Annotated in this window: 17 protein-coding genes; 2 read left to right on the plus strand and 15 right to left on the minus strand. The window is 34.6% G+C overall.

Annotated features, from left to right (window positions below; translation table 11 throughout):
- Positions 1-401: 401 nt before the first annotated feature.
- The 9 genes from ACLTBU_RS06425 to ACLTBU_RS06465 all read right to left on the minus strand — a co-directional run bounded on the left by ACLTBU_RS06425 (position 402) and on the right by ACLTBU_RS06465 (position 10,098).
- Positions 402-1,001 carry a TIGR04100 family radical SAM protein gene (locus ACLTBU_RS06425; RefSeq protein WP_320651026.1) on the minus strand — a complete coding sequence of 200 codons (600 nt, stop codon included), beginning with the start codon at positions 999-1,001 and terminating at the stop codon, positions 402-404.
- Positions 1,002-1,003: 2 nt separating this feature from the next.
- On the minus strand, positions 1,004-1,531 hold the full coding sequence (locus tag ACLTBU_RS06430) for a TIGR04002 family protein (protein ID WP_412218184.1): 528 nt from the start codon (positions 1,529-1,531) through the stop codon (positions 1,004-1,006).
- Entirely contained in the window at positions 1,528-2,349 is an 822-nt protein-coding gene (locus tag ACLTBU_RS06435) for a pyridoxamine kinase (RefSeq protein WP_249333592.1), read from the minus strand. Before ACLTBU_RS06435 ends, ACLTBU_RS06430 begins: the two co-directional genes overlap by 4 nt.
- Before the next feature lie 322 nt (positions 2,350-2,671).
- Positions 2,672-3,580, minus strand: a complete 909-nt coding sequence (gene trxB, locus ACLTBU_RS06440; RefSeq protein ID WP_412218187.1) for a thioredoxin-disulfide reductase — start codon at positions 3,578-3,580, stop codon at positions 2,672-2,674.
- A gap of 186 nt (positions 3,581-3,766) precedes the next feature.
- Complete coding sequence (locus ACLTBU_RS06445; protein ID WP_412218188.1) at positions 3,767-4,447, minus strand: DUF554 domain-containing protein; 681 nt, start codon at positions 4,445-4,447, stop codon at positions 3,767-3,769.
- 24 nt (positions 4,448-4,471) lie between these two features.
- Positions 4,472-5,641 (minus strand): flagellin lysine-N-methylase, encoded by a 1,170-nt coding sequence (gene fliB, locus ACLTBU_RS06450; protein WP_412218190.1) that lies wholly within the window; start codon positions 5,639-5,641, stop codon positions 4,472-4,474.
- Positions 5,642-5,738: 97 nt separating this feature from the next.
- Positions 5,739-6,953, minus strand: coding sequence for a cation:proton antiporter (locus tag ACLTBU_RS06455; protein WP_249333596.1), 1,215 nt, complete (start codon positions 6,951-6,953; stop codon positions 5,739-5,741).
- A 260-nt stretch (positions 6,954-7,213) separates the two neighbouring features.
- The gene (locus ACLTBU_RS06460) at positions 7,214-8,083 is read right to left on the minus strand and encodes a radical SAM/SPASM domain-containing protein (protein WP_177668699.1); all 870 of its coding nucleotides are present in this window, start codon (positions 8,081-8,083) and stop codon (positions 7,214-7,216) included.
- Between the two features lie 128 nt (positions 8,084-8,211).
- Positions 8,212-10,098: an FUSC family protein gene (locus ACLTBU_RS06465; protein ID WP_412218193.1), complete on the minus strand. Its 1,887-nt coding sequence runs from the start codon at positions 10,096-10,098 to the stop codon at positions 8,212-8,214.
- A gap of 729 nt (positions 10,099-10,827) precedes the next feature.
- Here ACLTBU_RS06465 and adhE point away from each other — a divergent pair.
- Positions 10,828-13,443 carry a bifunctional acetaldehyde-CoA/alcohol dehydrogenase gene (adhE, locus tag ACLTBU_RS06470; protein ID WP_177668703.1) on the plus strand — a complete coding sequence of 872 codons (2,616 nt, stop codon included), beginning with the start codon at positions 10,828-10,830 and terminating at the stop codon, positions 13,441-13,443.
- Between the two features lie 86 nt (positions 13,444-13,529).
- Here the strand turns inward: adhE and ACLTBU_RS06475 are convergent, their stop codons facing one another.
- Both ACLTBU_RS06475 and ACLTBU_RS06480 read right to left on the minus strand, forming a co-directional pair.
- Complete coding sequence (locus tag ACLTBU_RS06475; protein ID WP_412218195.1) at positions 13,530-14,312, minus strand: IS3 family transposase; 783 nt, start codon at positions 14,310-14,312, stop codon at positions 13,530-13,532.
- A gap of 23 nt (positions 14,313-14,335) precedes the next feature.
- Positions 14,336-14,608 (minus strand): transposase, encoded by a 273-nt coding sequence (locus ACLTBU_RS06480; protein ID WP_249334864.1) that lies wholly within the window; start codon positions 14,606-14,608, stop codon positions 14,336-14,338.
- 90 nt (positions 14,609-14,698) lie between these two features.
- Between ACLTBU_RS06480 and ACLTBU_RS06485 the strand changes: the two genes are divergently transcribed.
- Positions 14,699-15,843 (plus strand): IS3 family transposase gene (locus ACLTBU_RS06485; protein ID WP_316350628.1). Its coding sequence is split into 2 segments (ribosomal slippage): positions 14,699-14,957 and positions 14,957-15,843, totalling 1,146 coding nucleotides; the frame shifts between segments, so codons are not numbered across the junction.
- Positions 15,844-16,341: 498 nt separating this feature from the next.
- Here ACLTBU_RS06485 and ACLTBU_RS06490 read toward each other — a convergent pair.
- Genes ACLTBU_RS06490 through ACLTBU_RS06505 form a run of 4 tightly spaced genes read right to left on the minus strand, consistent with a single transcriptional unit; the run spans position 16,342 to position 22,829 of the window.
- Complete coding sequence (locus tag ACLTBU_RS06490) at positions 16,342-18,933, minus strand: glycoside hydrolase family 3 N-terminal domain-containing protein (RefSeq protein WP_412218198.1); 2,592 nt, start codon at positions 18,931-18,933, stop codon at positions 16,342-16,344.
- Between the two features lie 11 nt (positions 18,934-18,944).
- On the minus strand, positions 18,945-20,468 hold the full coding sequence (gene xylB / locus ACLTBU_RS06495) for a xylulokinase (RefSeq protein WP_412218200.1): 1,524 nt from the start codon (positions 20,466-20,468) through the stop codon (positions 18,945-18,947).
- 9 nt (positions 20,469-20,477) lie between these two features.
- The gene (gene xylA / locus ACLTBU_RS06500; RefSeq protein ID WP_412218203.1) at positions 20,478-21,791 is read right to left on the minus strand and encodes a xylose isomerase; all 1,314 of its coding nucleotides are present in this window, start codon (positions 21,789-21,791) and stop codon (positions 20,478-20,480) included.
- Between the two features lie 15 nt (positions 21,792-21,806).
- Positions 21,807-22,829, minus strand: a complete 1,023-nt coding sequence (locus tag ACLTBU_RS06505) for a LacI family DNA-binding transcriptional regulator (RefSeq protein WP_177668710.1) — start codon at positions 22,827-22,829, stop codon at positions 21,807-21,809.
- Positions 22,830-22,912: the final 83 nt, after the last annotated feature.

The raw sequence follows: 22,912 nt of genomic DNA on the forward strand, positions 1-22,912 counted from the left end.
TTTAAATATTCTTTATATCATCATATCATTTTATAGTACTCTATAAAAATAGAATATTTAATTTTATACAAAAAATTAATTTATTTTTGTATAGGATGACAAAAATAATTTATTTTATATTTATTTTGAGGAATTTAAGTATATAGAGACTATATAGAATGTATAGGAGAAAAGATAAAATCCTAGGTCACCTTTAATCCTATTAAAAGCAGAAAAGTTTATTGAGCTTTTCCCCCTTTAAGCCCTCCTCAAGCTTTTCTGCAAGATTTATCTACTTTCTAGTGGCAACAAAGTAGATAAAGGGGGAATCCTATCAAGTTGCCACTCGATTAAAGCCAGCTTAAGACCTTCATTTTAAAGGGGGTAAGGTCTTAGGCTGGCTTTATATGTCTTCTAACAAATTATTTAATCCTTTCTCTTACACGTAATGAAATATTCATGTCTGTCGCAAGCCTTTGACACGCTTCTATTTCTTCATGACTAAGGACATCTACTACCGAAAAGGTAACTCTAGGAATAACCTTTTTACATGCTTGCGCAAACTGAATAAGTGACTCAAATGAATCTATCCCAAAACATGGCCTAGCAATTTCTAAGTAACGTTCTTTATTAGGTGCATTTAGGCTAATTGAAATAGCATCTACAGCTCCTTCCAAAAGGTAAGCTATTTCTCTTTGATGAATAAGATTTGCAAGTCCATTTGTATTAATACGAATAGGCCTATTGCTATGAGCCTTAATCCATTTACACACTTCTAATACAATATCTAGTCGTACAAGCGGCTCGCCATAGCCACAAAATACAACCTGGTCATAGGCTTCTAAGTTCTGCTTTTTAAAAGCTTCTATGATTTCTTCTAACGTCGGCTCATGCTCTAGCCATAAATTATCACATTCTCCTACACTATTATGTTCAAGTCTTACACAAAAAGTACAATTGCATGGGCAGGCATTTGTTACATTAACATATAGGCTTTTATCTATGGTGTAAAGTATGGTCATCTCTATCTCTCCTCTAATGTTTTTACTAGTTGACTTTTAAGTTTAATGCGGTCAAAGGCAAAACCTACTAAAATATAGAGAGTGCCGCACCCTATAGGCTGAAGTGCACTGATAGGTAACTTAATAAGTGGTGCTAAGAAATTACCATACATAATCCCTTCTGCTAAACCATAACCCAAAAGCCCTACTACTGCTGCTATAAAAACCGCTCCTATATTACGCTTCACTACAATTTTATCCGTTTTTGAAGTAAACCAAATAACAAGAAGAGGTTTAATAATAATAGTTGGTAACACCCATGCCGTAGCACCTGTTAATAAGTCTGCAAGTCCTGCTCCAATAGCTGCACTTGCCATAGCATAAGGCATAGGCAATAAACTTGCTGCTAAATAAATGAATGCATCTCCTAAATGAATATACCCATTATTCATCCCTGTTGGGATATGAAATAAGTATGCTGTGGTTGAATAAATTATGCTAGCAAATAGTCCCACTAAAATTATAGTTTTTACATTTTTCCCCCTGCTCATAACTGTATCAACTCCCCCAAATAATGTTCAAATATAATTCCTTCTTCTGGTCTTATCCCAGTCTCTTCTGTATAAACCACTGCTTTCCAAATAAAATCTGCTGCTTTTTTGACAGCTTCTTCTAATGTAAATTCTTTAGTAAGCATACCACTTACAATAGAAGCCATTAAATCTCCTGTCCCACTATAACTCTTTTGATTAAAAGGTATAATGACCTTAAAGCTTTCCTCTGTTATAGCGTCAAATCCATAATTGTAAACCCTATTTTCTTCTATTCTTCCTGTCACTACTATTCTTGTAGGACCTAGTTTAGTGAGTTCTTTAGCTCCTTTATAAATTTCCTCTTCTGTAAGTTCTTTTTGCGACTGCCCTAATAAAAGCAGAAACTCTGTATAATTAGGTGTAATCACATCTGCATAGCTAATGAGTTCTCTCATTTTTCCTATGTAACTTTCATCGTAAGTCGTATAAAGCTGCCCCTCATCTCCCATAACCGGATCTACTACTACTAATGTCCCTTCTTCTTTAAAAAATTCTACAAACTGTTTCATTTGATCAACTTGCTTACTAGATCCTAGGAATCCTGAGTAAATACAATCAAAATGATAACCTATTTTCTTCCACTCTTTCATATAGTCCTCTATATAGGGTGTAAAGTCTAAAAAAGAAAAAGAACTAAATCCTGTCTGATTAGATAAGATGGCTGTAGGCATAGGACACACTTGTAAACCTAAGGCTGATAAAGTTGTAATAGCTACACTAAGAGAACATCGTCCAATTCCTGATAAATCATGAATTGCTGCAACTTTTTTTATCACATTCTTTCCTCCAACAAATTAAATCGATACAATTTTGTATTCTTCACCTTATATCAGAGGCATTTTTACATATTCATCTAAATACGTCAATATATACTTTAAATAAAATTTATAAATCCCATTTTGTATGGGTACACTACTATTTTAAATCCTCGGTCGTATCACGATACTGTGGTAGCTCACAGTATTCATATAAGCAATGATAACTTTTTCGCCTGGCTTTAGTATACGCTGAGTTTCCTTTAAGACTTTCTGTCTATCTTCTTCTCATTCTACTGTCAATAGATTATATAAAAATAAGCCATCTTATGATGGCCTATACTTATTCATGTTCTACTAAATACTGCTCTGCTTCATATACACCAATAGCACCGTCTGCTGCTGCTGTAATAATCTGCCTTAATTTCTTCTGACGAATATCCCCTATAGCAAAAATCCCTGATTTATTCGTCTTGCAATTTTCATCTGTTATAATATAGCCTTGTTCATTAAGATCAACAAGACCTTTTACCAGTTCTGTTACAGGAATATTACCTACTGCTATAAATACGCCATCTACAGGTATTTCTTGAGTAGTGTTCTCTATTAAGTTGGTTATTTCTATACTCTTTAATGTTTCTTCTGCATTAAGCTTAGTCACACTACTACTCCAAATGACTTCTACTGAAGATTGGGCTACTCTTGTCTGCAAATGTTTATTAGCTCTAAAACTATCTCTTCTATGAATGAGGTAAACCTTCTTAGCTAATCGAGCTAAATAAAGGGCATCCTCTAACGCAGTGTCTCCGCCCCCTACTACAGCTAATGTCTTATCTTTATAAAATCCACCATCACAAATAGCACAGTAAGATACTCCTTTCCCAGCAAGAGCTTCTTCATTTGATAAACCTAATTTTCTAGGTTTAGCACCCATAGATAAAAGGACAGTTTTTGCTTCGTACGTATTAGACGCTGTAACGACTTTTTTTATATCTCCTTCATCTTCTATTTTAATAACCTCTTCAAATTTTACTTCTGTCCCAAATCTTGTAGCTTGCTCATACATAATGCCTGCTAATTCTGGTCCTGTTGTCTCTATAATGCCAGGATAGTTCTCTACTTCATTAGTTGTAACCATTTGACCACCATGAAAAGCTTTTTCTATCATCAGTGCTTTAAGTTCAGCGCGCCCTGCATAAAGTGCAGCTGTAAGCCCTGAAGGGCCACCACCTACAATAATCATATCGTACATGTCTATTCCTCATTTCTACTAAACTTTTGATTTAGTTTAAGCCATTTAAGTTATTTTTATTTGCCTTATAATATAATTCTCCACAAAAAGCCTTCAAACCTAAGTAACTTTCTCTTATATGCAATTTTTAATAGGATTTATTTTTTATAAAGTAAAAGGATTGCTTAAAGCAATCCTTTCTTCTATCTAACCTATGAATGCTAATAAAATAACTGGAATGACTAAAGCTGGAAGTAAATTAGATACTTTAATCTCTTTAATACCTAATATAGAAATCCCTAAACCAATCAATAATATACCTCCTACTGCATTCATCTCAGTCATCATACTTTGTGTGAGATAAGGCTGGATAAAGCTAGATAAAAGCGTAATACTACCTTGATAAAGAAGAATCGGTACAGCTGATAGAAGTACACCTATTCCCATACTGCTTGCAAAAATTAGGGCAGAGATTCCATCCATAATAGATTTGGTATACAGTACTGTATGATCCCCACGAAGTCCACTATCTAACGACCCCATAATAGCCATTGAGCCTACACAGAAAAGTAAAGTTGCTGTAACAAAGCCTTCTCCTACATTGCCAGACTCACTTTTCACCTTACTTTTAATTAAGCCACCTAGCTGGTTAAGCTTCTTATCAATATTGATTCCTTCTCCCATAAGTGCACCTACTACTAGGCTAATGATGACAACCAACATATTTTCTGATGCAGTTGCAAAAGTAATACCTATAACCATAGTTACTAAGGCAATAGCATTCATAATTAAATCTGAAAATCTTTTTGAAATACCTTTTTTTAAAAAGAGCCCTACAAATCCTCCTATTAAAACAAGTGCTACATTTACTAATGTACCAAGTAACATCTTTCTTCCTCCCCTAGTTCCCTTTTATTTAATAAAGTACTTTAGACACTCATCATTATGATCAAAAGTCTTGGTAAAAGACTGAACAAGTGTGATAACCCTACTATCTTCTATGCCCTTTTCCACCTGAGCTATCCCTATAAGATGTAGCTTAAGCATACGATAGTAAAGCATCATACGTTCATAGCTTAAAAGTGGTGTAGCCCCATCTAGTGGAATACATCTTTCAAAAATATAATTCACCAGATAGTTTTCAAGTATATAATCTCTTTCCTGTATAAAAGGCTTAAAATAAGCTTTTTCCCCTTCTTCATATAGCTTATAAGCTGTTTCTTTATTAAAGGCTATAAGCCCTAATCCTTCTACAGCTTCACTTAAACATCCTTCATATCTTTTAGAAGGAATCTTCTTTTCCTGCCTAAAAGTAGCCATTTTTTCTAAGAGCCTAATCATCTCTTGCTTATCGGCATGACAATCTTCATTTGATTTTGAAGATAGCATATCTAAGTGTTTTTTTCTGTATTCTTGTATAAACCCAGGTATTTTCTTTACACTACCTTGCTGCGTAAGCTTAGTAAGTTGCAACATAAAGTCCCCAAGGTGTGCCAGTCTTTCTTCTATATTAAAGTGTCTATCTTGCACCATCTCGATCATCATCTGACGGATAACTTTAAAGTAATCCTGCCACTTACTCGCTTTAACTTCATTCACTACAAGTACAGCACTTAGTACAGATTCATTCATCTTATTTTCGGGTGCTCCAAAAGTCATAGGTGCTTCATTAAGTAAAATAACTCTTGCAGCTTCTGGGCATGAAAATGTCAGTCCATATTCTAGTTCATTATTAATCTTATTAATGGTACGTGGGTAAAGAGTACACGTATGACTTAAATAACTTTCACCCAATTCACTATAAATATCACACCAGCCTTCTTTAGATAGGAAAGCACATCGGTTGTTTTTAAGCTTAATTTTAGCCGCGAATTCTGGAGTACTTTTATTTTTTCGGTCTACAAGGTCTTTATCTAATCTTGTACGTATCGAACTATTTTTTACTTTTTTATATTTTTTATAGGTTCCCTCATCCACTTCAATGGACCACCCTGCACAACATGTATCTTCACAAGCTCCACCTATACATTTGAAGTTTTTTAAGTAAGATGGCGCTCTTCTTATGACTTCTATATTTTTCATAACTTACAGTCTCCTAAAATAATATTCTTTCCTTATTGTATAAGATAGGCAAAAAAAATCCTAGTCTCTATTTTTATAAAAGACTAGGATTCTCTCTTTAGTGTACAAGTGCAGACTTTGCCTGAACTTGCTCATCTATAGCATCTTCCTTTTTATAAAGCACCTTTAAAATAATAGGCGTTATAACAGAGGAAGTAATAACAAGGAATATAACACTTGTGAAGTATACAGGATCCATAAGTCCTGCACTTAACCCTTTTTGTGCAACAATAAGGGCTACCTCACCTCTTGCCATCATACCTACACCAATACGTAAAGCCTCGTGACTATTAAACCCAATAAGTTTAGCCCCTACACCACATCCAATAATCTTAGAGAGTAGAGCAACTAAAACAAAACCTACAGAAAAGGCAAGTATAGTACCTGTTACACCATTAATTTCTGTTTTTAGTCCAATACTTGTGAAGAAAATAGGGCTAAAAATCATATAAGAACTGATATCTATTTTTTCTACAATATATTCTGAAGAACGAATATTACAAAGGATAATACCTGCTACATAAGCTCCTGTAATGTCTGCAATGCCAAAGTACTCTTCTGCTACATAAGCGAGTAATAGACAAAGGACAAAACCATAGATTGGTATTCTTCTTCTATGTGGATACTTTTTATCAAAGTATTTAAAGAGGTAATTTACTAAAACACCACCAATTGCTGCAAGAACAAAAAATGCCACTGTATTGAAAACAACTTTTCCAGGACTAACAGTTGGATTCTTAAGCCCTATCACAAAAGTTAATAAAATAATACCTACAACATCATCGATAATGGCTGCACTTAAGATAGCAGTCCCTACTTTTCCCTTAAGTTTACCCATTTCACGAAGTGTCTCTACTGTAATACTTACAGAGGTCGCTGTAATAATAATTCCTATAAAAAGAGCTCTAAAAAATTCTTCACTCCCAACAGGTGAGAATCCCCCATGAAATAAAGAATAAAGTACATAACCTCCCCCTAATGGTGTAACTACACCTAACACAGCAATACACATTGAGGCAAGCCCTGTATTTTTAAGTTCTTTTAAATCCGTTTCAAGACCTGCTGTAAACATAAGCATAATAACGCCTAGTTCAGCCATTTTTACTAAAAATTCACTTTCATTCACAAGTCCTAACATATTTGGGCCTATTACAAGCCCTGCAATAAGGACACCGACTACTTGCGGAAGATGAATCTTCCTAAACGCAATACCAAATAATTTAGCGGCAATTAGTATAATCGCTAAATCTAGAAAGAATTCATAAGAAAGCATATCTTCCCCACCTTTATTTATATTAAAATCTTTTCCCAACTTCCTATTATATACCTCTTATTTTAATATTCAACTTTTTAAAGCAGATCTAAAAATACTATCTATTTTAATCCTTAAAATTTTTCATCATTTTGCTTGTTTACTTCATCTATTTCCTCTATACATTTATAATGTTTTCATAAAAAAACACCCTAAACTCTCATCACTTTTATCATTGTGTATAATTTTAGGATATTTAACTTTATTATTTCTACATATCTTTAATATCTTTTTGCATATCCACAGCGTTTACAAAGTTCCTCTACAGCACATCTGTTAGAAAATCCTTCATATAAGGCTTTTGCACGTTCTGAGTTAATAATCTCTTCAAGTGGCTTCTCAAATAAATTGCCTAGTGGAATATTGCCCTCACTATCTAAACAGCATGGTACTACTGTTCCATCTACATGAATACCAATTTGGTCTCTTAAGCCATAACAAAACACTTTACTTGTCTCATCTAATTTATCCATATCTGGCCATTCAAACTTCTCAGCCATATTGAGATAGAGATGATGCCCAAGTTTAATACCTTGCTTATGCTGAAGTAGCTGTCTAATATTCACCTCAGGATTTAATTTTTCCTCTAACAACTCAAGAATATGGCTATTTAAAGTATTACTTGCTTTAAGCTCCTCACTATCCATATTCCAAAGCCTAATCGAACATATCATTTCTGTCTTCTTAGTTGCTTCTTGAGCGAAATCTGTAATATGATTTACATACGTTTCAAGCTCCACCTCACTTTGATTGGCTTCAAAACTATGAAGTGAAATATTTACCTGTCTCAAAGCAGGTGCATTTAAAAGAATCTCCTTCACTTTAGGGAGTAAGGTTCCATTAGTTGTCATATTAACAGTAAGACCTGCCTCATAACTTAAGTCTAAATACTCCTTAAGCCTTGGGTGAAGCGTAGGCTCTCCCATAAGATGTAGATAAATATAATCCGTATAAGGCTTAACAGCTTGCAAAATATGTTTAAAAGCGTCTGTCTCCATCATAGTGAGTTTTCTTTTTGTTTTCGGACAGAAATTACAACTTAAATTACAAATATTTGTAATCTCAATATAAACCTTTTTAAATCTTTTCATATCGTCACCTATTATCTTAATTTCTTTATAAAATGTCTTTAACCTTATTTATCTTAATTGTATTTAGCATTTCTCATTATAGCATAATTTGCCCATAAAAAAATAAGGAATACGAATACTCCTTATTGTTATATAGCCTCCTCTTGTAAGATATTAAGCATAATACCTAAAATAACTTTATCATTAATCCCCTTCACCCTATCCATATGCTTTTGTATACCTTCAATAACAGGGAGAATATCCTGTTTGTCAGCATTCGATATTGTCTTAATATCTTCTAATATATGTTGAATATCTACTTCTTTAATTTTATTCTCACTAATCCAAATATAAAGTTCATAAATATTAGTAAGTAGTAAACAACGCGCTTTTTCTAATTTTTCTACTGTCTCATCTACTACAATTTGATTATTTAACCTTAATTGTTCTTCAATAAGAGAGGCTATAATGAGAAGATTTTTAATACGATGTTTACACTCCCTACCTTGTGCTACTTCATATACTGCTTTAAACATTTCAGCAATCGTTTCTTTATACATTTTCTTTAGCTGTTTATTATGGTCATCTATTCTAAATGGGAAAACGAATTTATTAAGTAAACTCGCAATAAGTGCCCCCAATGCTACAAAGATAATGCGATTGATAGTAAATACTTGTGTATTCCCCATTAATGCTACTGCCCCAATAGCTGATACCGTTACACAAATAGTACTATAACGATACGCTGCTAAATAACTACCAATATAACCTGCTAACATTAAAATCATTGTACGTATAGTGAGATCTTGGAATACCCCAAATAAAAGAGTAACAATAATGCCCCCTACTACTGTAGCAAATAAACGATCTTTTACCTTTTGCTTTGACAATTCATAGATTGGTACAATAAGTGAAAGGACAGTAAACATGATCCATCTGCCTTCTGATAAATTGAAGAAGTCCGTTATAAAACCTGCTAACGTAATCCCTATAGCTAGGCGCATAGCATATGAAAATTTAATAGAATTCCTATTAATAGCACCATTTAAAATGATACTTTTTTTATATTCATTAGGAATATCTTCAAGCTTTTTAACACTATTATAGTGTTCTTCTTTTAAAGTCTCTAAAGCCTTAAAATTATTCTCTAAAAATCCTAAATGATTAAGAATCTCTAAAGAAGTAGTATCCTTAAGTTGCTTATCTTCATATTTATTAAATAGCTGCTGCAATACTTGCTTTAGCTGCTTAACATATGCAGTATCATTAAGGCAATCTTTAAGTTTATCAAGGTATTTCATTAGGTCATCAATAACTTCCTGCTGCACACCTGTATAGCTCATCTTATCTAATAAATAAGATATCTTTTGTAAGGAAACAGATAAATTAAGCTTAATCATTCCCTCTTCTGTAAGATAAAAATCATTTTCTCTTTTATCATAAAGTAATCTTCTAAATTCATGAAGGGTCCGATTAATCTCTTTATCTATACATTCATAACCCTTATCCTCTTTAATACTAATAGCTTTTTGAGTAAGGCTTGTACATGCTCTTTCCAATAGCTTATTCCCTGTTTTTGTAAGCTTCCCTTTATTCGTTAAAAGCTGCATGCCCATAATGGTTACCGCTCCAACTATTAAAGCTAATAACCTCATAGGAAGTTTTTCAGCTGGAACAGGTGATGCTAGGATAAATAAATATTGAAGAATAAAAGGTAAATACATTGGTTTCTTCAAATTATATAAAAGAGAGTGTCCTAATATAAAAATTGCCATAAAGTTAACAGGTATTGCAATCCACATATTAGTGCTAGCAAGTGTTGCTGTACATCCAATAAATAAATTTAACCCTATTAATTTCATAGTATTTTTCCACGGTGCAATAGTTAAATCTCTTTCCAAAAACATTAATAGGGCTGTAATAGAAGTTACACCAATTAATGCATTTTCAGCTCCGAAAATGGTTTTAAACAAAGTAATAAAACCAACGATACATACAAATACAATAGTCTTTGATAAAATAATTTTTTTGTTCAATAGTCCCTCTGCCTCCCTTTTATGTCACTTTCATTTTCTCTCTTTAATATACTTGCTACACATTACCTTTTAGTTGACTTCCTTTTATTTTAACATAGAATTATGAAAATCCTGTAATGAGTTATAGAATCGCTCCTATAATTGTTAAATTATTATTCTTTCATTTTTCTAACTATCTCCTCTGATATATTCTAGTTCCTCTATCTATCCTATCCTTTTCATAGTAGCCTGCTACACCAGTTAGAATAAGTAGACATCCCATTATAATCAGTATACCCTTTATGATCTCTTTCACTAAAACCCCTCTTTTCTCCTAAACGACTGTTTATCTAACCCCAATAAGTACTATGACTTTTCTTTTTTAATGTATGAGAGTTCTTTCTTTTTAATGTTAGCTCTACTACCTTACATATTAAATTTCATCATAAGCATAAATATTATATTTATACTAATTATATTTTATATCCATTTTTCTAAAATTTACTTTACTTATGAAAATCAACAATTATAAAATATACACAATTAATAATTTATTTTTATTATATTTTTGTTATATTTTTACATAAACTAACTATTTTTTATAAATTTTATTTCGTTAAACATTTGACAATGCTTTACCAAAGTGTTATTATTTGATTATGTTAAAAAATAAACAATAAAAAACTTCGACATCACGACTCAGCTAGTTATCTATAAAAAATTTTAATATTTTATAAGGGGGCTATTATAATGGCTGAAGAGAAGAAAGTTAAAACTGCTGCACCTGTAATCGATGCACAAGCTATGGTGAACGAATTAGTAGAAAAAGCTGATAAAGCACTTGAGGAATATATGAAACTCACTCAAGAGCAAGTTGATGCCATTACACAAGCAATGGCACTTGCTGGTTTATCTGCTCAAATGAAACTGGCTCAAATGGCTGTAGAAGAAACTGGGCGCGGTGTCTTTGAGGATAAAGTTACAAAAAATATTTTTGCTACAGAATATATCTACCATAGTATTAAACATGATAAAACTGTAGGTATTATTGAAGATAATGATGATGAAGGCTATACAGAAATTGCTGAACCAGTTGGCATCGTATGTGGTGTTACACCTACAACGAACCCTACTTCAACAGCAATGTTCAAAGCAATCATCTGTGCTAAAACACGTAATCCTATCATCTTTGGATTCCATCCATCTGCACAAAATTGCTCTCGTGAAGCAGCTAAAATCGTAAGAGATGCTGCTATTGCTGCTGGTGCTCCTGAAAACTGTGTACAATGGATTGACCACCCATCAATCGAAGCAACTACAGCACTTATGAATCATCCAAAAGTAGCTATGATTCTTGCTACAGGTGGTTCTGCTATGGTTCGTTCAGCTTACTCAGCTGGTAAACCAGCACTTGGTGTTGGCCCTGGTAACGTACCTGCTTTCATTGAGAAAACAGCTAACCTTGAACAATCTCTTACAGATCTTATGCTTTCAAAAGCATTTGATAATGGTATGATCTGTGCTTCTGAACAAGCTGCTATCATCGAAGCGCCTATTTATGATAAAGCAGTAGCTTTCATGAAAAAATTTGGATGCTACTTTGCAACTAAAGAAGAAATTAAAAAACTTGAACCAATTGTAATCAATCCTGAAAAACAAATGGTTAACCCAGATATCGTAGGTAAATACCCTTATGAAATTGCAGCACTTGCTGGCATTACTATTCCAAAAGAAACAAAAGTGCTTTGCTGTGAAATTGACGGCGTGGGTGAAGCTTATCCTCTTTCAAGAGAAAAACTTTCTCCAGTACTTGCTGTTGTAAAAGCGAAAGATGTAGAAGATGGTATCTCCAAAGCTGAAGCAATGGTTGAACTTGGTGGACTTGGCCATACAGCTGTTATCCATTCAACAAATGAAAAACTTGTTGAAGAATATGGTGAAAGACTTAAAGCTTGTCGTATCATTGTAAACTCTCCTTCTGCTTTCGGTGGTATCGGTGATGTATACAACTCTATGATGCCTTCATTAACACTTGGTTGTGGTTCATACGGACGTAATTCTACTTCATCTAACGTAACAGCTATGAACTTAATTAATAAGAAAAGGGTGGCAAAAAGACGCGTGAATATGCAATGGTTTAAAATTCCAGAAAAAATCTATTTTGAAGCAGGTTCTGTACAATATCTAGCAAAGATGCCTAACATCTCTCGTGCACTCATTGTTGCTGACCCAATGATGGTAAAACTAGGCTATGTAGATCGTGTGCTTTACCAACTCAATAAAAACCAAAATAAACTTGCTATTGAAATCTTCAGCGATGTAGAACCAGATCCAGACCTTGAAACAGTAAGAAAAGGTGCTGAACTTATGAAGTCATTCAAACCAGACGTAATTATTGCACTTGGTGGTGGTTCTGCAATGGATGCTGGTAAAGCTATGTGGTTATTCTACGAATACCCAGAAGCTGACTTTATCGGTATGGCTCAAAAATTCTTAGATATTAGAAAACGTGTTTATAAATTCCCTCATATGGGTAAATATGCTAAATTCGTAGCTATCCCAACAACATCAGGTACAGGTTCTGAAGTAACATCATTCGCAGTTATCTCAGATAAATCTAAAAATATGAAATACCCTCTTGCTGACTACGAATTAACTCCAGACGTTGCTATCATTGACCCAGAGTTCGTTATGAGTGTTCCTGCTGGTCCAACAGCGGATACAGGTCTTGACGTATTAACACATGCTATTGAAGCTTATGTATCTGTGCTTGCTTCAGACTATACAGATGCACTTGCTATGAAAGCAATTGAACTTGTATTCGAATACTTACCACGTTCATATAAATTTGGTGCAAATGACCCAGAAGCTCGTGAAAAAATGCACAATGCTTCATGTATTGCAGGTATGGCCTTCACAAATGCATTCCTTGGTATCAACCACTCACTTGCTCATAAACTTGGTGGCGAGTTCCATATTGCTCATGGTCGTGCAAATGCTATTCTTCTTCCACACGTTATTGAATACAATGGTGAAACAAATCCAACTAAATTTATGGCATTCCCTAAATACGGTAAATTCGTAGCACCAGAAAGATACGCTCAAATTGCTAAACGTTTAGGCCTTCCAGCTTCTACTACAGAAGAAGGTGTTAAATCTTTAGTAAAAGCCGTTAAAGACTTAATGAAAGAACTTAATATCCCATTCACACTTAAAGAAATGGGAGTAGATGAAAAAGTTTACCTTGAAAAAATCAAAGACTTATCCTATAAAGCCTTCGAAGACCAATGTACTACAGCTAACCCAAGACTTCCAAAAGTACATGAGTTAGAAGATCTTTACAAAAAAGCTTACTACGGTAAATAATCTATAAATAAAAAAGAAGCAGATAGCACCTATAGCTGATGATGCTACCTTTTTAGTAGACACGGTAAAAAAGACCGTGTCTATTTTTATGATGTTAGTCTTAAACGAACATTATTATATTTTTCTAACCACTTCTCAACTAATGATATATATTCCTTTAGATTGGCTATATTATAGCTATAGAGTGTTTCACGTTTTAGAGAACTATGAAAACTCTCTATAGGAGCATTGTCAGAAGGGGTACCTTTTCGGCTCATGGAAATAGTAATACCGTTGGCTTCACATATAGCACGGTATTCATAAGATGTGTATTGGAATCCTTGGTCTGAATGAAGAATGACTCCATGCACATCTTTTTCCTTTGATAAAGCCATTTCTAAGGTATCCTTTACAAGTTTCAAATCATTTCTATTACTGATAACGGCTGCCACTATATCACGTGAATGCAAGTTAATAATAGTTGAAAGATAGGCGTAACGCCCCTCATATGCTAGATATGTGATATCCGTTACCCACTTTTCATTATTTTGTTCAGCCTTGAAATCTCCATTCAGTAAGTTTGGTCGGACATTGTCAGCAATAAATTTTTTCATATAATTACGTTTATAAACCTTCTTATAGCGTATTTCTAATCCATATTTTCTCATGATTCTTAAGAGTTTTTTATGATTAATAATCCATCCAGTTCGTTGTAAAATAGCTTTCTTAAGCCTACGATATCCATACATACAGCCATCTTCTTCAAAGATTGCTTTAATTGTAAGGTATTCTTCAAAATCCTGTGTTTTAGAATTTCTATATTTATAAAATGTAGCACGGCTTATATTCAATACTTCGCACAATAGCTTAATAGGATATTCATGACGCATACTTTGGATAAACTGAATTTTATCTAGTGTTTTTGCTGTAAGAAGATGAGGAACTTTTTTACAATCTCATACCTCACTTTATAATCTATATCACAATCATCTTTCTTACCACGACGATCACTACAATCCCACGCCTTTGTAGTGTATTTGTGAACCCAAACACTAATTGTTCCTTCAGGAATGTTGTATTTTTTACTGAGTTGTGTGTAAGAGCTATCCCCTTGTAGTTTTTCTTGCACTATAGAGAGCACTAAGTCTCTATCATATCTTTGGAATTTCTGACCTTTTTTAGGCATAAGAAATGCACCTCCATTTAGTTGAACACTGGGCATGGTATGATAAAGTAGACACAAAGTTAAGATAAAATAGTGAAAGGTGGTCTACTTATGAGAAGAAGTTATGATAAACAGTTTAAAATTGCTGCAGTGAAATTAGTTCTTGAAGATGATATGTCTGTTTCCCATGCAGCTCGAGAACTATCTATTCATTACAATTCTTTGTATCGCTGGATAAATGAATATGAAGAGTATGGAGAAAGTGCATTCCCAGGTCATGGGACCGCACTTTATTCATGTCAGTATGAAATAAAGAAATTAAAACAGGAGAATTTAGAACTAAAGAAGGAACTTGAACTACTAAAAAAATACCAGGCCTTCTTGAAGCAAAGGAACAAGTAAGATTTCAGTATCTGAAAGAAAATCAAGGAAAATATAACATCAAGAAGGCGTGCAAAACACTAAATGTATCAAGAGCTGGCTACTATAAATATTTACATCGTAAACCTTCTAAACGTGATATTGAAAATGAGGTTTTAAAAGAAGAGATTATCCGAGTTTTTGAAGAGCATAAAGGACGTTATGGCTCAATTAGAATATCTAAAGTTTTAAGTGTTAAAGGAATTTATGTAAATCGTAAACGAGTTGCTAGACTTATGAGAGAACTAAAGCTATATCCTAAAGGAACACGTTATAAATACAAAAATTATAATAAAAAAACAAATTCAATAGAAAGACCAAATTTATTAAATCAGATGTTCTATGCAGATAAGAAAAATAAAATATGGGTTGGAGATATTACTTATATCCCAACACGAAAAGGAACCTTATATTTAGCTGTTTTTCTTGATATCTATTCTAGAAAAGTAGTAGGTTGGTCTATGAATAAAAAAATGAAAGATACTTTAGTTCAAGATGCTTTTATACAAGCTTATGGCAAAGAACATCCAGATGCTGGCTTAATCGTTCACACCGATCAAGGTTCACAATTTACAAGTGGAAATTTTAGATCCTTACTCGCTAAATATCACGCTATTCAGAGTAACAGTCGAAAAGGAAATCCTTATGATAATGCTGTTATGGAATCTTTCTATAGAACAATAAAAAGAGAGCTTATTCAGGATGCAAAATACGAAAGCCCTGAACAAGCTCAAAAAGATATCTTTAAATATATTGAAATGTATTATAACACAAAGCGAATTCATTCTGCTCTTGGGTATATTTCACCTGCACAATTTGAAGAATTAAATTCATAAAATCAACTTAACTTTGTGTCTACTTTTTATTGACAACTCCACACATCTTTTTTATTATGTGTCTACTAAACGGGGTGCATTCTCGCTACCTGCTTCTTTTTATTTAATGTTTAGGATACTATATAAATTCTTTTACTTATATAATAGGATATGATAAAACAGATTATACCTAGTGTCAAACATCCTAAAATAATAGCACTATGATGTGTATTTACAACAATTAGTGTACCCAATCCAATTATTACAGGAAGTATAACAGTAATCCTCTTTGATTTCTTATACATTTTGATTATTAAAAGCTATCCTACGTATAATAAATCCTTATACATTTTATACGATACAGATTGTGCATACGTTCTCTGATATTGTAAACACCTTTCAATATTACTTTTTTACATATTTTTTTATAACATTTTACTTTATCTACAAAAAAACTAGAATAATATCATTCTACTTTTAAGTAATGACTATGTCCTAGCTTTTAAAAACTTAATTAATTTATTTTACACAGAATGTAGCTTTAAGAGGTAAGTCTTGTGAATGTGCACCTACCATTACTTCAAATTCACCACTTTCAACAAGCCATTCAAATTTAGGATTTAAAACTCTAAGTTGCCTTTCACCTAATTTAAATGTAACTGTCTTCGTTTGTCCTGAATCTAAACCTATTCTTTCAAAACCAGCAAGTTCTTTATATGGGCGTACTACACTACTAAATTTGTCATGAATATAAAGTTGTGGAACATCCTCACCATAGCATGTGCCTGTATTGGTTACATCAATAGATACCTCCAAAATCTCATCAGCTGTAATCGTATCTGATGACAGTTTTAGATTGCTATATTCAAAGTTTGTGTAACTTAGACCAAATCCAAATGGATAAAGAGGATTCCAATCCATCTCTACATATTTTGTTGCACCAAATGGACGACGGTTGTAGTGAACTGGAATTTGACCTACGGATTTAGGAAAAGAAATTGGTAAACGCCCTGCTGGATTCGTATCGCCAAAGAGTACTTTAGCAAGAGCATGACCTCCCTGTTCACCAATATGCCATGCTTCAATAATTGCTGGAAGATGTTCAGCTTCCCATGTAATAGATAGTGGACGTCCATTTTGAAGGACAAGTACCACAGGGGTTCCTGTTTCATAGATTTTTTTTACGAGTTCTAGTTGTCTTCCAGGAAGATTCAAATCTGCTCTATCTAAATTCTCACCACAAGTTTCTTCACTATCTCCCACTGCCACAATGGCTACATCAGCTTGTTTAGCCACTAAAACAGCCTGTTCCATATCATCGTTACCCATATTATAACCAAAGATTACTCTTACGCCTCTTTGATCATTTATAAATTCTATTTGGACGTTATATTCCTTACCTGCTTCAAAGAAGAACGGCTTCATTGTGGTGGCCTCTTTATCGCCCCATCCATCTACAACAAGTTCTTCATTAATCCAAAGGCGCATACTGTCCATACTGCTTAAACCGATAGAGCCTTCAAATGTTTGCGTCGGCGCAAGTACACCTGTCCATCTTACTGCAAATCTATCTGCATTTACCCCTTCAGCAGGCTTTGTATAAATCCAGTTAAAATTAATTTGTGTATCATTTCTTATCACAATTGGCTCACCTTCAAAATTATGGGCATTGAAATATTCTGCCTTAAGACCTGGGTTACCTTTATGATCTTTTAACCATGTAGCAGGAATAGGCATTGTTTCAAATTCTAAAATATCACACCCCTTAGCATATAAAACTTTTGTATCTTCAGACACTACCGCTTGAATGCCATCTAATAAGGTTACTGCCCCTAAGCAAGATTTTGTTGGTGCACTATAATCTCCAAAGCGTGGCACTGCAGCACTAGGTCCAATGACTGCAATGGTTTTTAAATCTTTTTTTAGTGGCAATGTATGATGAGCATTTTTAAGAAGACAAATTGCTTTTTCTGCTACTTCAAGGGCTAAGTCAACATGCTCCTGACAATGAACTACTGACTTAGATAACGCTTCATCTGTATAAGGATTTTCAAAGAGCCCCAGCATAAACTTAACTCTTAGAACGCGGCTAACCGATAAATCCACCACCTCTTCTTTTAATTCCCCTTCTTTAACAAGACTTATTAAAGTATCTTGGTAAAAATCATGTGAGAAATCATAAAGCTGCATATCAACCCCAGCCTCAATCGCCATACGAATAGCCTCTCGCTGCGTTGGTGCTACATAATGACATCTATGTAACATGGTAATAGCTGTCATATCCGCACGCACAAATCCTCTCATGCCGAAATCGCCTCGTAATACATCTGTTAGTAAATGACGGTCACCAGCTACTGGAATACCATCAATAGAATTATAAGAACACATTGTATTTAATGCTCCAGCTTTAAATGCTGCTTCAAATACTGGTAAACAGTAAAACTCATGTTCATGTTTCCCCATCATAGCAGGTGCACAGTTTAAACCACCTGTAGGTGCACCATAACCAGAGAAATGCTTAACTTCAGCTATAATGGTGTCATTTCTACTTAAGTCATCACCTTGTAGCCCTCTTACCATTTCCTCTGCAAAACGAGAAGCTAAGTATGTATCCTCTCCATAAGCTTCTTCAACACGGCCCCATCTTGGGTCACGTGCTAGGTCCAGAACCGGCGACCATGTTTCATGAACACCTAAGCTTCTACACTCTCTAGCAATAGCATGCCCTTGTCTAAAACCTAACTCAGGTGAAAAAGTAGAAGCGAGTGCAATCTGTTGTGGAAAGACTGTACACTCAGGCCAAATTAATCCATGTAAGGCTTCTTCACTAAATAAAATCGGAATAGGAAGTCTAGAAGCCTCTAAGGCTGCTTTTTGAATCTTATTATTCAGATGAGCACTTGAATACCTATTTTGCAAACACCCTATACCTACATCCCCACATACTTCCATCAACTTATCAAAATCAAAATCATCTTTGTCATCTTTAAACTCGTTATTTGAATAAATATCTAATTGTCTTACCTTTTCCTCCAAAGTCATTCTAGATATAAGATCTTGAATTCTTGCTTCAATATGGAGTGTGCTGTCTTGAAATGGATACTGTATCATACTTTTTCCTCCTATAACTTAGCTAGGTCTTTAAAATTTTCTTTAAGCGTTCTATACAAACCTTGGTAGGCTTTATAATACTTTTCATATACTTCTGTATTTGCCACAATAGGTTCTTGCTGTGATTTTTTATGAATAATCTTGTTACAAGCCTCTTCTACTGAAGAAAATAGTCCTGCTCCGACACCTGCTAGTATTGCCGCACCAAGTGCAGGACCCTCATCAGCAGTTAGGGTTTGAACATTACAGTCAAAATTATCACTTAACATTTGTCTCCAAAATCTACTTTTACCGCCTCCACCACATGCTATCATTTCATCTACTGAATAGCCCATCTCCAAAATAATCCCTAGACAATCTTTAAGAGAATACGTTACACCTTCCATTACAGCACGTATAAAATCTTTTTTTGTATGTACTGACGATATACCAAAGAATACGCCTCTACAATTTGGGTCAAGATGAGGTGTACGCTCTCCATTCAAATAAGGTAAGTACAGTAACTTGTGTGCACCTATAGGAGACTGATTTGCCATTTGGGTCATTATTTCATAAACATCTTCCCCCTTCTCATCTGCCTGAAATTTTATTTCCTCACACATTTGATCTTTAAGCCATCTTAAAGATAGCCCCGCCGCTTGTGTAACTCCCATCACATGCCAAGCTCCTGGTACTGCAGCACAAAAGGTATGCACTCTCCCCTTTGGGTCAATATTGATTTGTGAGGTATGGGCAAAGACTACACCTGATGTTCCAATGGTCACAAAAGCCTTTCCATCTGAAACTACCCCTGTGCCTACAGCAGCCGCTGCATTATCTCCTGCTCCGCCCACAACAATCGTACCAGCCTTAAGGTGAGTCAGTGCTGCTACTTCCTCCATTACAGTCCCTGTTACTTCTTGCGATTCATAGACCTTTGGTAAAAACTCCTTATCAATAGAAAGCTTTTCTAAAATTTCATCTGACCAACAACGTTTTCTCACATCTAAAAGCCCTGTTCCGCTAGCATCTGATACTTCTGTTGCAAATATACCCGTTAACTTATAACGAATAAAATCTTTAGGCAGTAGCATATGCTTACATCTGTTATAGTTTTCGCTTTCATTTTCTCTTACCCATAAAATTTTAGAAGCCATAAACCCTGTAAGAGGCGGATTGGCTGCAATTTCAATATGTCTTTCTTTGCCTACCAAACGATTAATCTCTTCACACTGCCTAGCCGTCCTTTGGTCACACCAAATAATAGCATTTCTAATCACCTGACCTTTTTCATCCAACATGACAAGGCCATGCATCTGTCCTGAAAGGCCAATACCTACAATCTGCTCATTCTCTACTTCTGATAATGTCACAACTTCTTGAATTGTATCTTTTGTAGCCTCCCACCAATCTATAGGATCTTGTTCTGCCCACCCATTTTGAGGGGTATAAAGAGGATATTCCTTTGTACTAAAAGCCACTACATTTCCAGCTGTATCAAAAAGTATTGTTTTGGTGCCTGATGTCCCTATATCAATTCCTAAAAGATACTTCATATTGTCCTCCTATTTAAACAAGATAGTGTTAAAAATACTTTCTAATAATTCTTGTCTACCACTTTCTACTTTAGTCTCACCCTTTTCAAGTATATAAGCTTCTAGGCTTTCAAGAGTCGCCCTATCTTCTACAATCTCCTTTCCAATACCATAAGTGTAACTTTTATAGCGCTTTGTTACAAAATTTTCTATCCTACCATCTTCTAAAATCTCATAAGCCTTAATTAAACCTAGTGCAAAAGTATCCATGCCACTTATATAAGCATAGACAATATCCTCAAAATCAAAGGAAGGTCTTCTGACTTTTGCATCAAAGTTAAGACCACCCTTTGTAAAACCGCCTGCTTTAATCACTTCTAACATACATAAAGTTGCGCTTTGTACATCTGTTGGAAATTGGTCTGTATCCCACCCTAGATGCGGGTCTCCTTGATTGGCATCAATACTCCCAAAAACATCATTAATACGTGCTACCGCTAGTTCATGTTCAAAAGTATGACCTGCAAGTGTGGCATGATTTGCTTCAATGTTCACTTTAAAATCTTTATCTAGTCCATATTTTCTAAGGAATGCAAGCACTGTTGCTGTGTCAAAATCATATTGATGTTTCATAGGTTCTTTAGGTTTTGGCTCAATATAGAAATCACCTGTAAAACCATGATTTCTACCATATGCTACTGCCATATGCATAAGACGTGCCATATTATCCAATTCAAAACCCATATCTGTATTCAGAAGTGTTTCATACCCTTCTCTGCCACCCCAAAATACATACCCTTGACCGCCTAATCGAATCGTTGCATCTAATGCATTTTTAATCTGGCTCGCAGCATAAGCAAAGCTATCTGCATGACAAGCAGTTCCCGCACCATGCATATATCTTGGATGACTAAAACAATTTGCTGTACCCCATAAAAGCTTTATACCTGTTTCTTTCATTTTTCCTTCAATATACGCTACCATCTCATGAAAATTGTTTCTTGTCTCTTCAAAATTTGTACCTTCAGGTGCAATATCTACATCATGAAAACAAAAATATTCAATGCCCATCTTACTCATAAAAGTGAAAGCAGCATCTGCTTTAGCTTTTGCGATTGCCATCGGTTCTGTTTCCCCATAGGACCTATCCATGGTTACTCCCCCAAAAGGATCAGCACCCCCTGCACACATAGTATGCCAGTAACTCATAGCAAACTTTAAATGCTCTTTCATCTTTTTGCCTTTAATCACTCTTTCAGCATCATAGTATTTATAGGAAAAAGGATTTTTAGAATCCGGCCCCTCATACTTAATTACTGGCATATCTTCAAAATAACTTTTCATAATAATAACCCCCATTTATAAATTTTCCACTATTTTAATTTCACTTTGTACAATGAACTTTTTGTTCTCTGGTACTTCTCCACTTACAAGATAATTAAAAGCTGTGTGCACAGACTTATTGCCTTGAATAAAAGGCTGTTGGCAAATTGTAGCCTTAATTACTCCTTGCTTCATCATTTCAATAGTAGTAGGAATACTGTCACATGAAATAATCGTAATCTCATGCTCCCGTCCAAAAGAAAGAACTGCTCGGCACACACCATACACCCCTGCTGCTACCACAAAAATGGCATCCATTTCAGGATGTTCGCTTAAAAGTTTATTCGTCACTTCAAAGGCTTTAATATCATCATCTTCCGTCTCTCCATAGCCTACTATCTTAAAAGCAGGATATTTTTTCTTACAAACTTCTTTAAATCCCTTTATTCTTTCATTATGACCAAGTACTTTATTTGAACCCGTTAAGATGCCTATATGAGCTCTACCTCCTGTTAAAAGCCCTAACACACCACAAGCTGTCTGTCCACATCTTGTATAATTACTTCCTATGTAACACAGTCGTTTGCTATTTTCTATGTCTGTATTTACTGTAATCACACATAAACCACCCTCTACTAATTCATCAATCTTAGTCGCGATAGCAGGTACGCTAATTGGATTAATAATCAATGCATCTACCTTATCTTTTATTTCATCAATCAGTTGAAGCTGCCTGTAAACATTATAGCCCTTCATTGTTTTAATCTGCACTGTTACACCATAGTCTTGTAATTCTTTTTCAGCACTCTGTACACCTCTTATCACATCATCAAAGAAAGCATTGCCCTCCGCAATGAGGATCAGTCCTATTGTAAGAGCCTTTTTCCTTATAGCAAGCTGCTTCCCTGCCATATTCGGGGTATAGCCTAATTGATTTGCTATTTCTCTAATTCTTATTTCGGTTTCTTTTTTTACCCTACCACGGTTATTAAGCACCCTATCTACAGTCCCCCTTGATACACCGCATAGGTCAGCAATTTTGTTAATGGTTACTGCCATCTCTCATCCCTCTCCCTGTATTGAGTTCCTTGCTAACGGTGTGCCCCAGCACACTTCTTACCTTAATAGTAATCGTCTATTTT

Source organism: Zhenhengia sp. (assembly GCF_046966505.1).
GTDB classification, from domain to species: domain Bacteria; phylum Bacillota; class Clostridia; order Lachnospirales; family Cellulosilyticaceae; genus Zhenhengia; species Zhenhengia yiwuensis.